Here is a 12572-nt window from a genome sequence, read left to right on the forward strand (position 1 = left end):
ACCCGGTCACCGTCCGTCCAAAGAAGCCAAGAAACCCGCAGTTAGCCACTTATCAACTACTGCCACCGGACAGCTCCCGGTTCGACACCACGTCACAGCTGCTTTTACGGACGGGTGTCTAGAGTGGCGAGGCATGTCGGATGAACCCGTCGTACAGACCAGCGCTGGCCAAGTCCGCGGTGTCGTGGACCCCACCACTGGCATGCGCACGTGGCGGGGGATCCCGTACGGTGCGCCGACAGGTGGCCGGCACCGTTTCCGCGCACCGCGCCCGCGGGAGCCGTGGACCGGCGAATTCGACGCGACCCATTTCGCTGAGCCGGCCATGCAGGGCACGTACGGCTGGAATGACAAAGTCAAAGGCACCGAGGATTGCCTGACGCTCGACATCGTGCGGCCAGACACCGACGAGGAGCTGCCGGTGGTGGTGTACATGCACGGCGGGACGTTTCTGACGGGCTCCTCGCACGAGAAGGTGTTGCAGGGGCACCGGTTCGCACGCGCCACAGACATTGTCTACGTGTCGCTGAATTTCCGGCTCGGGGTGCTCGGGTATTTGGACTTGCGTTCGCTCGGCCCGGATTGTGAGGCAAACCCGGGCACATTGGACCAGATCCTCGCGCTTGAGTGGGTGCGCGACAACATTTCCGCTTTCGGTGGCGACCCGGATCGCGTGACCATCATGGGCGAGTCCGCCGGGGCCGCCGCGGTGACGACCCTGATGTGCTCGCCGGCTGCCCGCGGTCTCTTCCACGGCGCCGTCGCCCAATCCACCCCCGCCGCCGCAGTCCACTCCCGCATTCAGGCGGCAATGTGGGTGCGCAAGCTTCTCGACGGCATGGGCCTCTCCCGACTCTCCACCCTCGACGACCTGCGGCAGGTGGAGGGCGAAGAGCTCGTGCGCGTGGGCAATTCATTGCTCATCCGCAGCGGCGAGCTGCCCTACCTCAACCTGGCGTTCATGCCCACCGTCGACGGTGAGGTGATGCCGCGCCACCCGATCGACGTGTTCACCGACAATGAGGAAGCGCCGGTCCCGCTGATCATCGGCTCCAATTCCGGCGAGGCCAGCTTCACCAAGGCGATGTATGTATTCAGCCGTTCGCGCGAGCGGGCTGCCCGGCGCATCCTCGAGGTGTTCGACCCCGGCCACGCCGATGCGATCCTCGATGCCTACAACGGGGCGCAGACGCGGTCCGATTTCGCGGAGCTGGTGGCCGATGCCGTTTTTTGGGCGCCGTCGGTCCGTCTCGCCACCGAGCACCGCCGCGCCGCCGATGTGTGGATGTACCACTTCGACTACGCAGCCCCAGCGGTGAAAAAGCTCGGCATTGGTGCCGTCCACACTGCGGATCTGGAAGCAGTGTTCGGAGCGCAGTACTCCACTCCCGCGGGAATTTTGCAGCGTTTCGGGCCCAAGAAGGAATTCCAGACCGTGAGCGATCTCATGCAGAGGAACTGGGGGGCGTTCTTCCACACTGGGCGAGTCGGCGACGAGTGGCCCGTCTACGGATTCCGCTCCGAGGACGCGCCGGGCCGCGCAACCGCCGTCATTAGCGCGAACCCCCAGGTGGTGCGCGACCCGAAGGTGGAGAAGCGCCGTGCCTGGGAAGGCTTCAAGTTCACCAGCTGGGGTACCGGCCGCCCGGAGGTACTGGAGAGTGTGACCGACTTCCTCGGGCTCGAACCCGACGAGGAGCCCTAAAGGCTTGGCCCACGGTCATCATTGCCACGGTGTTGCCCCTGCACGGCGCGATAATGGCCTGTCGCGCACAAGCCGGTGTGAAAAGCGGTTGAACCGGTGCGTTGGGGCAGGAACGTGGCTAGGCTAGGTGCGGCCAGGCCGAACGGACCTGAACATCCAGCAGGAGGGAACTGCCGTCATGAGCTTTTTTGAGGACATCGCCGCAGGCCTCGACCGCGAAGGCATCGAGTCGCGCGTGCACGACGAGACGATGTTCGTGCCGATCACGTCCGATGTGGAGATTCACTTCGTCGAGATCGACCCGCACCTGCCAGCAGCCAACGTGTACATCGCCGCGGCAGATGTGGACGAGGACGACGACGAGTTTGAGACCGTCCTGGTGTCCGTTGTGTTCTCCGTCGAGGACGCTGTCCAGACAGCGGTCAAGCACATGGCCACCGATCAGGTGATCACGGTGCTCAGCGACCTGCTTGAGGGGACGGACGAGCGGATCGGGGACCTCGATTTCTTCCAGGACCCAGTCGACCCGAACCTGGTGCGCGCCGAGGTCGGCGACAACGCCGAATTGCACGTTCAGGTGGAGCTGAAGGATGGAACCCCGTGCGCCGCTGTCACATTCGTCGCTCTGCCGGAGTCCTACGACGACCTGCTGGATGACGCGATCGGTGAGCTGTGGGAGTCCGACGGTGACGCCGAGCTGACTGACGAGGACCGCGAGAAGCTCTTTGCCACCCTCCAGGCGGAAGCGATCAACGAGGTGGAGACCCTCGACCTGGGCACTTTCTTCGACTTCGACCGGCTCTTCGATGTCCTGTCGCTCGCAGCCGACCACGCCGAGGACTGGGAGGCCCAGCTTCTTCCGTTCGACGACGATGACTTCGACGAGCCCGACGTCTACGACATTTTCGGTGCCGACGACCCAGATGAGGACGACGACACCGAAGATGATGACGAAGACTTCGACGACGACCCAGATGGGGAAGACGAAGAAGACGAAGACTTCGATGACGACCTCGACGACGAGGACGATGACGACACCGTCACTGAAGATGTCGACTTCGAGGACGAAGTCTAGGCAAAACGCGCTCTAAGCGGCCGCGAGCCCCTCGAACATCGAGGCGGGCGAGTAGACGGGGGTGAAGGTGCCGTCGACAAGCCATACAAAGGTCGTGCCGGTGGGGGAGTGGACCTCGTGGACGGCGCCGGCGAGTGATGCGGGGACGAGAGCGCGCACCCAGGCTTCGGCGAGGTCGCGGTCGACGGTCATGCCGGAGACGTCGGTGAAGCGGATCTCGATGAGGTAGGCGGGGATGTGGCTTTCGCCGTAGCCTTTGACGCGGGCCTGCGCGCGCGGACCGACGCGCCTGCGGGTTACAGCAGCTTTGAGTTGCGGCCCATGGCCGGTGCGGGGTAGTTCGCGTGTCGGTGGGCGCCAGGCGGGTGTGGGCCGGGCGAGTGAACGCGGGTGGTGGATCACAGCCTCGAATCGGTCGAGGGCTTCGGTGTGGTTGGCGCGGATCTGGTTAGCGAGTTCTTGTGTGTTCGTCATGGCCCACAACCTACGAAACGGGTGTGACACCACCAGGCCTGGATCGCACAAGCGTTCGAATACTTGGCAGGGAACGAAACGGATACTGGCCATACCGGTGAGAACGGGTACCGTATGGGGCGCTATGACAACCTCATCCAGAGCCAGCCGCTGGTCTGCCCGTCGAGCAGAGCGCAGGCACTCCCGCGCAGCCGAGCGCGGCCCGGTTCCGCCAATCCCGCAGGAAATTTGGGTGCTTGTCGCGGCGGCATTCCTCATCGCGCTGGGTTACGGTCTCATCGCGCCGATCATTCCGCAGTTCGCGGTCAGTTTCGGTGTGCCGATGGCTGCGGCGGCCGCGGTGGTGTCGGTGTTCTCGGCGGCACGGTTGGTGGGGGCGCCGGGTGCGGGGTGGCTCGTGGATAAGCTCGGCTCGCGGAAGATCTACTTGTCGGGCCTGGTGATTGTCGCGGTGACCACTGGTTTGGTGGCTCTCGCGCAGGTGTATTGGCACATGCTGGTGCTGCGATTCATCGCGGGTCTGGGGTCGACGATGTTCACGATCTCGGCGCAGGCGCTGATTGTGAAGGTGGCGCCGCCGCAGATCCGCGGGCGGGCGAGCTCGACCTACGCCACAGCTTTCCTGCTGGGCAACATCATCGGGCCCGTTGCCGGCGCGGGACTGTCGTTTTTGGGGATGCGCTGGCCGTTCGTGATTTACGGCATGGGCGTGGGGCTGGCGGCGTTCGTGGTTTGGGCGAAGCTACCTAAATCGGACCGCGATGTCGACCGTGCCGCGCGCCCGCCAATGCGGTTGGGGGAGGCGCTTGGCCACCCCAGCTACCGGAGTTTGCTCGTGTCGATGTTCGCGAATGGCTGGGTGAATATGGGCGTGCGCGTGGCCATCCTCCCGCTGTTCGCGGCCTCGGTGTTCACGCACGGCGCGGCGATGTCCGGCTTCGCGTTGGCAGCGTTCGCGGCGGGCAACGCAGTCACGCTGCAATTCTCCGGCCGCCTCGCGGATGAGATCGGCCGCAAGCCGATGATTCTGACGGGTCTTGCAACCACCGTCGTGGCGACAGCGACGCTGGGGTTTGCCACTAGCTTCTGGCCGCTGATCGCCCTGTCCGCGCTCGCGGGTGTGGGCGGCGGCATGCTCGTGCCCAGCCAGCAGGCGACGCTCGCGGACATCATCGGCAACGACCGTTCGGGCGGGAAGACGTTGTCCGTGTTCCAGATGTGCGGCGATGCCGGACAGGTGCTCGGTCCCATTATCATCGGCGCGCTTGCGCAGTCCCACGGCTTCCCTGTCGCTTTCGGGGTGTGCGGCGCCGTTGCTGCAGGTGCATTCGCGGTCTGGGCGGTGATGGGGCAGGAGACCCACCCGAAGAGCGCGGCGCAACCGGCCGGAGCCACAACCTCGAACACCGCAGCAAGCGAGCCTCACACGCCGAGAACCGCCGACCCCGCGAAGGAGAACTAATGCGCATCATCCTCGACTGCGACCCGGGCGTGGACGACACGTACGCGCTGATCTACCTCGCGGCCGCCGCGCACGCCGGCACGCACGAGCTGGAATGCGTGACCACCACCAGCGGAAACGTCGAGGCGGACCAGTGCGCGCGCAACGCCGCGTGGATTCTCACGCTGTGTGGCCTGCCCATCATCCCGCTCGCCGCCGGAATCCCGGAGCCCCTCGGCTGGGAACTGACCACCACTCCGGAGACTCACGGTGACACCGGCCTGGGCTACGCGCACGCCCCGGAGCGCCACGTGGAGCACGACTGGGACCGCCTGTGGATCGACGCGATCGACCGCGGCACCGAGGACCTCCACCTCATCGTCACCGGCCCCATGACCAACCTCGCCGCGTTCCGCCGCCTCCACCCAGAGCATTACGCGAAGCTGCGCCACATCACGGTCATGGGCGGCGCGTTCCATTACCCAGGCAACACCACGCCCACCGCCGAGTGGAATTTCTGGGTGGACCCCCACGCCGCCAAAGAAGTCTTAGCCGACGCGCCCACGCCGATCACCGTGTGCCCCCTCAACGTAACGGAGAAAATGCTCCTCACGCCCGAGCGCCTTCACCGCATCACAGACGCCCTCGGCTCCGCCCCCATCGCGGAGCACCTCGCCCCCATCACCCGTTTCTACTTCGAGTTCCACGAGGACATGGGCCAGGGCTACCAGGCGCAGATCCACGACCTATTCACCGTGCTCACCGCCACCAGCGCAATCGACACCGCGCCGCAGCTCGCCACCATCGACATCGAGGCCGACAGCGACCTCACACGCGGCACATCGCTTATCGACGCCTCCCACTTCTGGGACCGCACCCCCAACGCCCACGTGATCACCGACATCCCCGACGGAACCATCACCCACGCCTGGCAGCTTTTCGACGACGCCTGCCACATCCTCTCCCGCATCGCCTCCGGCGACGCCGCCCTGGAGAAACTCCGTCACCTGCGTGCGGAGGACTAGTTCGAGTTCAGTCGGTCGTAAACGGTGTCCGAAATCAGTTTGATTTTTTCGGCGTATCCGTCGCGCTGGTTGCCCTGAGTACCTTTGATGCCGTCCCCATAGACAAGCTCAGCGATCGGTGCATGAACGTCCTGTGCAGTCGCCGGCATGGAATGCATGTGAGGAACGTGGCCGAGTAGGTAGTCTTTTTCGCTCTGGCCCAGTGTGCTGCCGATGAGTCGGGCTTCGTCGGCGAACTTGTCACGGAAGCGTTCGAAAGCTCCGACAAGCTGCTCTTTACCGTTGGATTTCTTCTTGACGTATTCGAGCGTCGTGTAACCCAGGTACTTCAGGTTGTGGTCATTCTGGCCGCCGAGCCGTAGGTTTCGGGACTTCTTCTCAAAGCTCGCGGAGAACGACTTCCAGGTAGCGATATTCGCTTCCGACATCTCTGAGTACTCCGCGACCCATTCATCGAACCATCGGGCTAGGTTGCCGAACGCGTGGTAGCTGAAGAGGTCGGTGGCAGTAGGGGTGACAAAAGCGTCGCACCCGAGAAGCACGGTTCGGTTGAAGGGGCCGAGACTCGGACCGACGTCGAAGAAGACGTAGTCGTACCGGTCTTCATCCTCCATTGCGGTGACGAGCTGTCCGGCCCAGTGAACCCTGCGGAAGGCTGCCGTCTCTTTTCCGAGAGCCGTTTGCCAGGCGGCGGACATTACGTCTTCGATCTGTGAGAGCTGCGGGTGGCCGGCCATGACATCGACCTTGAATCGTTCGGAGCGGTGAACTGGAATGTCAGTTTCAATTTCTGGCTCACCTTCCCGCAGGGGGATGAAAACACCGTAGACGGTTTTCAACAGCGACTCTCGTCGAGCAATTTTCGGGTCGGGGTTGCCATCGTAGATCTCGTGGGTCTGCTGCTCGGTGAGCATGAGTTGGGTGGCATTGCATTGAGGATCGCAGTCGACGTAGAGAACCCGCTTACCCTTCATCGCAATGTTGTAAGCCACGTTCGTCGAAAGGGTCGTTTTACCGACACCGCCTTTGTTGTTGAACAAGCTGAGTGTCTTGATAGTCGACATCGTTCCTCCGAAAAACGTTCGCAAAAATTCAGACATAAACCTAAGGCTTAGAAACGTATTTCGCACCTTCAGAGGAGTCGCCCAATAAGCTGCTTCACAAAACAATGTTTGGAAGGCATTCATTATGACGACGACGCAATCTACTGAACACAGAACGGAAAGAGACAGAAACTGGCCGAAAATCCTCGCATGGGTGGGGATAGTTTTCGGTGCGATCGCGCTTCTCGGCAGCGTTGTTGGTGGTGAGACTGAAAACCGACTTTCAGGAACTTTGGCTTCAATAGCAATACTCATCCCGTCTGCATGGTGGTTCTTTTGCGAGAAACGGGATCATGAACGCCGCGATACGTATGAGACTAGTGTTCGCCGTAACGAGGAATTGACTAGATATCTGGGCCCGCAGGACCAAGTCATTCTCGATGGAATGGGCGAAGTTGAACCTCCAAAGAAAATCAACCGTCGATGGCCGCTGGTTGGGATGACAAGCTTCATTCTTTTCCTACTGGGCGGAATACTTGCCCCGCCGGCTGAATCGGGCTCCGAATCGAATGCTGAGACGTCTACCTCGCCTGCGTCCCATGAAACGACATCTTCAATGGCCACAACGCCTAGCCAAACGACAAGCGTGGCTGAAGATCCGAAAAAGTCAGAAGAAGCCAAGAGGTCGGAGGAGGCTAAACGGTCCGAGGATGCGCGACGCTCTGCAGAAGCGAAGGCTCGACAGGAAGAAGAAGCTCGTCGAGCTGAGGAGCAACGTCTGAGTGCGCAAGCTGAGGCAGAACGAGCACGATCGGGTGCAGTGCAAGAGGGCGTTCCGCCCGCGGAGCCGAATACTCAACCGCAGGGGCTCGTCGCACCGGCACCGCAGCAGCAAACTTCCTACGCGAATTGTAAGGACGTCTGGAATAGTATCGGACGGCCGATCTACGCGGGCGAGCCTGGCTACACCTCCGGCAGAGGCAAATTGGATGGGAATTCTGATGGTGTCGGTTGTGAAAGCGACCCTAGATAGAACGGAAAAGGGTTCTCACTCACCTAAGCGCGCGGTGCAGCAACGGTCGTCTTCGCAGTAAGGGCTTCAAAGAGCTCAGGTGGAAGCGGGACTTTCAGCTTGAGGTCTGTAGTGACCACATCGACTGGTTTGTTGTTCTTTCCCGGCATCGTGGTTTGCACCGGGTTCGTGGAGTCTGCTTGGCCGAGGTAGTAGAACTCGGTTCCCTCAGCGTCTTCGCGTTTAGCAAAGAGATGGAGATCAGCATTGCCATTGAGGATGGGCTTCAACTCGGGGCTCTCCAGGGTGCGCCTGTTTCTCGTGAACCAGTGCAGGGTGGAGCGATCAACGAGGGTGTCCTCGTAACGGATGCTTTCCGCGATATCGGCATCCTTGTGATAGGTCACGAAGATTGGGCACGTCATCGTCGCAAGATCGGTCTTGTATCCATAGACGGTAGATTCCCGGTTGTCGGCCCAATTGAGTAGCCGACAGACGTCGCGCCGTGAGTATCGCTTGCCCTGGATGAGTTGGTCGCTGCCATTGAAGTTCTTACGGTTCAACAGCAGACCGGTCTCGATGACATCATCTACGTGGTCGCGGAAACTCACGGGAGAGAAACTCTGAGAGGCTGCGTATGAGCCATAGAGCATTCGGAAGTCGTCGCTCAGCTTGAATAAGTTTCCTTCACGTACGGCGAGCGGGATGTCACCGAAGGCTAGTCGTTGTGCTTCGGTGAACCATTGGAGGTTCAGAACACGCTCGATGGAGTTCAAGCAGGCATCATCGTGCTGGAGGCCGCAGGAATCGAGGAACTCTGCGAATTCGTGTATCGGGATCGAACCCTTTTCACAAAGCTGTTTGAGCAGTAGAAGCTCTTGCGGGCGTTTGCCGCTGAGCAAGATCGCGGACAGCATGTTGAGGAAGCCGCGTTCCTTGTCTGATGGGGCTGCATCGACGAACTTCAGAGAGTGAAGAAGCGACCAGTAATTCTTGTACTTACTGGCCATGAGATAGGGGTTGATGGATTCGTGGGTTTCGAAATCGATCAACCGAGGGAGTTGGCCGAGGCGATATTCGAGGTTGAGAATCGCCTCCTTGCATTTGCGCTTGTCAATGAGGTTTGCCCGTTTCAGGGATTCGAGAATTCGCTCGGTAGTGACTTCGTCGAAACTGATCGTCGATGAACCTGCAACAGGGTGGGTGCGAGAGCGGCGTATTGTTTCTCGGGCAGTGTCTGGGTCGTCTGAACGGTCACCGGTCAAGGCAATAGGGATTAGGTAATTGTTCGCGTAGTTACCGATGACGTCGATGACCCGCAGGGTTTCCTTCGTCTTAGCTTTCCGTAGTCCGCGACCGAGCTGCTGGGTGAAAATGATCGAGGATTGAGTGCTGCGAAGCATCATGATCACGTTGACGTCGGGGATGTCGATTCCCTCATTGAAGATGTCGACGGTGATGATGAAGTCGATGTCGCCGGCTTGCAGCTTATCGACGATTTCTTCGCGCCTTTGGATGCTGTCCGCGCCACTGAGAGCGACGACGCGAAGCGGCTTACCGTACAGCGAGTACCGGTTCAGCTCCTCAGCGAGCCGCGTTGCTTCCTTGTTTGAACTACAGAAAATGAGCCCTTTGGTCCCGCTGGGGAAGCAGTAGTCTTCGAGGACGCGCACCAAATGTTCGACGCGTTCGCGGGCCACTTTCTCGTCGACCGTCGAATCATCTGAAATCGTGTAGCCGCTCATCGACTCATAGTCGGAGACTCCGTAGTAGTCGAAGGGGACGAGCATCCGGGATTCCAGAGCATCGCCCAACCTGATTTCAAATGGAACGTTGTGGTTGAACAGCTCATAGACGTTGAATCCATCGGTGCGTTCTGGGGTGGCAGTCAGTCCTAACAAGAACTCAGGCCGGAAGTGGTCGATGATGCGGCGGTAGGACTCGGCGCCCGAGCGGTGGACCTCGTCAATGATGATGTAGTCGAATTGTTTCGGAGATATATCGGCTAGATTGTCCATCCGCGAAAGGGATTGGACTGTCGCGAAGGTGAAGCGTTTGTCCAATTCACGCTGCTGACCGATGAAGAAGCCGGTGTCATCAGAAGTTGTTTGGAAGACTTTCTGGAACTCCGATGCAGCTTTGCGGAGGATTTGCGCAGTATGCGCGATGAATAGGACCCTTTCCGGATCAAATTCTCGGGCTGCAAGAGCCGCGAGAATGGTTTTGCCCGTTCCAGTGGCAGAAATGATGAGTGCACGATTCTGACCGGACTCAATCAACGCACGCAGTCGATCGAGTGCCTTTGTCTGCATCTTGTTAGGCAGAATTCTCGTGTGCGCTGCCGCATCACCAGGTATGGCTGCGGATGTGGACGACCGAAAAACTGGAGGCTTGCGACGCTTCGAGTAAGCCTGGATCCATTCTTCAGTGAGTGGCTCTGACGTCTCGACGTGACGCTTCAGCGCGGTGTTCAGCTGGTCCGCAATATCGCCATCGTGGTGAGTAGAGAATTTCAAATTCCACTCTGAATTATCGATCAGGGCATCACGCGTCAGGTTTGAGCTACCGACGAGCGCCGTTACGTGATCGTCGTGATCGAAAACGTAACCCTTGGCGTGGTGTGAGTGCCCGCTCATGATACGAATTTCGACATTACGGAGTTGCAGGAGTTCACGGAGCGCGTCCGGGGAATTGAAGTCTTGGTAATCCGAGGTGATGATCATGCCTCGGCCTTTAAACCCAATGAGAGTTTCCTTGAGCGCACCGATTCCACTGTTGGTGACAAATGCAACGGAAATGGTGAATGAGGCTGCGGTCTTAAGCTCAGCACGTAGAGCCGCCATCATCGTGTTGTCATCGGCATTTGCGATGAGTGATGGGTTTTGGATTCGCTCAGACAGCGTTTCGCGGTCGATGTATCCGAAAAACGTATCCGCCTGGAGGCTGCTGAGTGAATGTGATGTGCTCATGGCGTTTACTCAGCAATGATGTTGACAGCTGGAACGTCAGCCGGCGCCCAGTCGAGGTTCTTCACATCGGTCAAAGGCACCCAGCGGGAATCAGCGTGCTCGGTGAGAGTGGGGTGCGCATCGGGGGAGAGGGTGCAGTGGAACGTCGATAAGCGGACTGTGCCGAAGTCGTATTCGTACTCGGTCGTCGTGATGTGCTCGCCAACAGTGGCGTCCACAAGAAGCTCTTCTTTGAGCTCGCGTGCGAGGGACTGCTCTGGTGTCTCGCCCGGTTCGATCTTGCCGCCGGGGAACTCCCATTTACCGGCGAGAGCTTTGCCGGGGCCGCGCTGCGCGGCGAAGACCGCGCCGTCGCGGATCATGACGGCACCGGTGACGTCGATGAGCTTTGTCATGAAATTGAGATTAGCGGGATAAAACTGGATTCGCGCCGTTGTCTTCCTGCTTGTTCTTTAGACCGGCAGCTCACTGACGCGCTCAGGGTCCACGGCAACGACGATTTCATCGTTGTCGCTGGGGCCGCAGGAGGGGTGCTTGTTGAACTTCTGGGCTTCATCCCCGGGGAAGAGGAAGTTGTTTGCGCCGCACAGCCAACCGTTGGGGGCGTTCCAGAATGCGCCGGAGCCTTGCGGGGGCATGCCGGACGGGGAATCGGACATGTAGTCGAAGAAGACTTCCATGGCCTCGTCGCAGTCGATGCCGTCGGTCATGGCCACGACGGACAGTGGTTTGCCGTCGCCCATGGATGTCACTTGGCCGCACACGGTGCCGGCGGAGACGTTCGTGCGGTCTTCTTTCGGCTTGGCGTTTTCCTTCTTGTCGTCCTTGGTCTTGGTGGCCTCTGCGTCGTCTTCCTTCTTCTCTGTCTTCTCCGTCGACTTCTTTGTGCTGGTGGTTGGTTTCGCGGACGTGGTTGCCGTGCTTGTTTCGGCGGAGGATGTTTCCACGGTGGACAGGACGGGGCCTCTGGCGCCGTCCTCGTTGGAGGAGCACCCGGTGAGTGCGAGGGTGGCGGTGGCCAGGGCAGTGACGGCGAGGGTGGGGCGGGAAAGACGCATAGACACACAGTCTAGGGGGTCGGTGTGGTGGGGGAGGGCGGTCTGCGCGCAGCGGTGTTTGCGCTGCTGGCAGCGGAGGATGAGGTTAGTCTGTTCCAAACAGCTGCGCCGGGCACCTCGTCCACTGCATGGCGCAAAGGCCAGATGCGTGGACGTGCTGGAGGAAGGTGCGGGATGAAGAAGGCGGGAGTGATCCTCGCTGTGCTCGGCGCGGTGGCGCTGGTCGGGGCGATCATTTTGGGATTGGTCGGCGGATCCGGGCTGAAGGCGGCAATTGAGGCGCCGAAGGTCACCATTGAGGGCGGCAAAGGTGTCGTGGAGCTCGAGGAAGACACGGACTACAGGATCTTCAAAGCGGAGAATACGCCGGAGACGATGTCCTGCGAGGTCAGGTCGCCGGGCGGGGAGGTTCTTCCGCAGCAGACCAAGGGCGTCACGTTGAACCTGGAGATGGAGAACGGGACGTGGACGTCCATCGGCAGTTTCAGCGCCATTGAGGCTGGCGGGTATGCGGTGGACTGCACTGACGATGTCATGATCATCACCAAGTCCGCCACCGACGCGGTGGGCCGCGGTGTGGGCGGGATCCTGGGGTCGGTCTTCGCTGTCATGGGCGCACTGTTCATGATCATCATCGGTCTGCTGATGGCCGTGGTGGGCAACCACAGGGGCAAGCAGCGCCGCGGATAGCGCGGGTAGCGGGGGACGCGTCGTACTCACTCCGTACCCGCCACCACGGTCATTGCTGCTTGTGGGAGCCGTCACCACCG

The 12572-nt window shown here is 60.5% G+C and carries 11 protein-coding genes; 6 read left to right on the plus strand and 5 right to left on the minus strand.

Annotated features, from left to right (window positions below; genetic code table 11):
- Nucleotides 1–133 precede the first annotated feature (133 nt).
- Nucleotides 134–1705, plus strand: a complete 1572-nt coding sequence (locus tag QYQ98_RS09875) for a carboxylesterase/lipase family protein (RefSeq protein ID WP_302006698.1) — start codon at nt 134–136, stop codon at nt 1703–1705.
- A 178-nt stretch (nt 1706–1883) separates the two neighbouring features.
- On the plus strand, nt 1884–2780 hold the full coding sequence (locus tag QYQ98_RS09880; RefSeq protein ID WP_302006699.1) for a hypothetical protein: 897 nt from the start codon (nt 1884–1886) through the stop codon (nt 2778–2780).
- A 12-nt stretch (nt 2781–2792) separates the two neighbouring features.
- On the opposite strand, the gene QYQ98_RS09885 is transcribed toward QYQ98_RS09880, so the two are convergent.
- A complete protein-coding gene (locus QYQ98_RS09885; protein ID WP_302006700.1) occupies nt 2793–3254 on the minus strand; it encodes a hypothetical protein in 462 nt (153 codons plus the stop codon).
- A gap of 124 nt (nt 3255–3378) precedes the next feature.
- Here QYQ98_RS09885 and QYQ98_RS09890 point away from each other — a divergent pair, with 124 nt between their 5' ends.
- Together QYQ98_RS09890 and QYQ98_RS09895 are read left to right on the plus strand one after the other, a co-directional pair.
- Nucleotides 3379–4716, plus strand: coding sequence for an MFS transporter (locus QYQ98_RS09890; RefSeq protein ID WP_302006701.1), 1338 nt, complete (start codon nt 3379–3381; stop codon nt 4714–4716).
- Entirely contained in the window at nt 4716–5720 is a 1005-nt protein-coding gene (locus tag QYQ98_RS09895) for a nucleoside hydrolase (protein ID WP_302006702.1), read from the plus strand. Before QYQ98_RS09890 ends, QYQ98_RS09895 begins: the two co-directional genes overlap by 1 nt.
- Here the strand turns inward: QYQ98_RS09895 and QYQ98_RS09900 are convergent.
- Complete coding sequence (locus QYQ98_RS09900; protein WP_367881644.1) at nt 5717–6775, minus strand: ParA family protein; 1059 nt, start codon at nt 6773–6775, stop codon at nt 5717–5719. The genes QYQ98_RS09895 and QYQ98_RS09900 overlap by 4 nt on opposite strands.
- Before the next feature lie 133 nt (nt 6776–6908).
- On the opposite strand from QYQ98_RS09900, the gene QYQ98_RS09905 reads away from it, so the two are divergent.
- Complete coding sequence (locus QYQ98_RS09905) at nt 6909–7796, plus strand: excalibur calcium-binding domain-containing protein (RefSeq protein ID WP_302006704.1); 888 nt, start codon at nt 6909–6911, stop codon at nt 7794–7796.
- A 23-nt stretch (nt 7797–7819) separates the two neighbouring features.
- On the opposite strand, the gene QYQ98_RS09910 is transcribed toward QYQ98_RS09905, so the two are convergent.
- The 3 genes from QYQ98_RS09910 to QYQ98_RS09920 are packed head-to-tail and all read right to left on the minus strand — an operon-like array spanning nt 7820 to nt 11802.
- Nucleotides 7820–10744, minus strand: coding sequence for a DEAD/DEAH box helicase (locus QYQ98_RS09910; RefSeq protein ID WP_302006705.1), 2925 nt, complete (start codon nt 10742–10744; stop codon nt 7820–7822).
- 5 nt (nt 10745–10749) lie between these two features.
- Entirely contained in the window at nt 10750–11139 is a 390-nt protein-coding gene (locus QYQ98_RS09915) for a (deoxy)nucleoside triphosphate pyrophosphohydrolase (protein WP_302006706.1), read from the minus strand.
- 57 nt (nt 11140–11196) lie between these two features.
- On the minus strand, nt 11197–11802 hold the full coding sequence (locus QYQ98_RS09920) for a hypothetical protein (RefSeq protein ID WP_302006707.1): 606 nt from the start codon (nt 11800–11802) through the stop codon (nt 11197–11199).
- Nucleotides 11803–11976: 174 nt separating this feature from the next.
- On the opposite strand from QYQ98_RS09920, the gene QYQ98_RS09925 reads away from it, so the two are divergent.
- The gene (locus QYQ98_RS09925; RefSeq protein WP_302006708.1) at nt 11977–12492 is read left to right on the plus strand and encodes a hypothetical protein; all 516 of its coding nucleotides are present in this window, start codon (nt 11977–11979) and stop codon (nt 12490–12492) included.
- Nucleotides 12493–12572: the final 80 nt, after the last annotated feature.

The sequence above is a fragment of the Corynebacterium sp. P3-F1 genome, assembly GCF_030503635.1.
Taxonomy (GTDB): Bacteria; Actinomycetota; Actinomycetes; order Mycobacteriales; family Mycobacteriaceae; genus Corynebacterium.

What these genes read in the sequence shown, in the direction of transcription:
- QYQ98_RS09895 (WP_302006702.1), top strand. Translation starts at nt 4,716, where the DNA reads ATGCGCATCATCCTCGACTGCGACCCGGGCGTGGACGACACGTACGCG.
- QYQ98_RS09890 (WP_302006701.1), top strand. Translation starts at nt 3,379, where the DNA reads ATGACAACCTCATCCAGAGCCAGCCGCTGGTCTGCCCGTCGAGCAGAG.
- QYQ98_RS09920 (WP_302006707.1), bottom strand. Translation starts at nt 11,802, where the DNA reads ATGCGTCTTTCCCGCCCCACCCTCGCCGTCACTGCCCTGGCCACCGCC.
- QYQ98_RS09910 (WP_302006705.1), bottom strand. Translation starts at nt 10,744, where the DNA reads ATGAGCACATCACATTCACTCAGCAGCCTCCAGGCGGATACGTTTTTC.
- QYQ98_RS09885 (WP_302006700.1), bottom strand. Translation starts at nt 3,254, where the DNA reads ATGACGAACACACAAGAACTCGCTAACCAGATCCGCGCCAACCACACC.
- QYQ98_RS09905 (WP_302006704.1), top strand. Translation starts at nt 6,909, where the DNA reads ATGACGACGACGCAATCTACTGAACACAGAACGGAAAGAGACAGAAAC.
- QYQ98_RS09925 (WP_302006708.1), top strand. Translation starts at nt 11,977, where the DNA reads ATGAAGAAGGCGGGAGTGATCCTCGCTGTGCTCGGCGCGGTGGCGCTG.
- QYQ98_RS09915 (WP_302006706.1), bottom strand. Translation starts at nt 11,139, where the DNA reads ATGACAAAGCTCATCGACGTCACCGGTGCCGTCATGATCCGCGACGGC.
- QYQ98_RS09875 (WP_302006698.1), top strand. Translation starts at nt 134, where the DNA reads ATGTCGGATGAACCCGTCGTACAGACCAGCGCTGGCCAAGTCCGCGGT.
- QYQ98_RS09880 (WP_302006699.1), top strand. Translation starts at nt 1,884, where the DNA reads ATGAGCTTTTTTGAGGACATCGCCGCAGGCCTCGACCGCGAAGGCATC.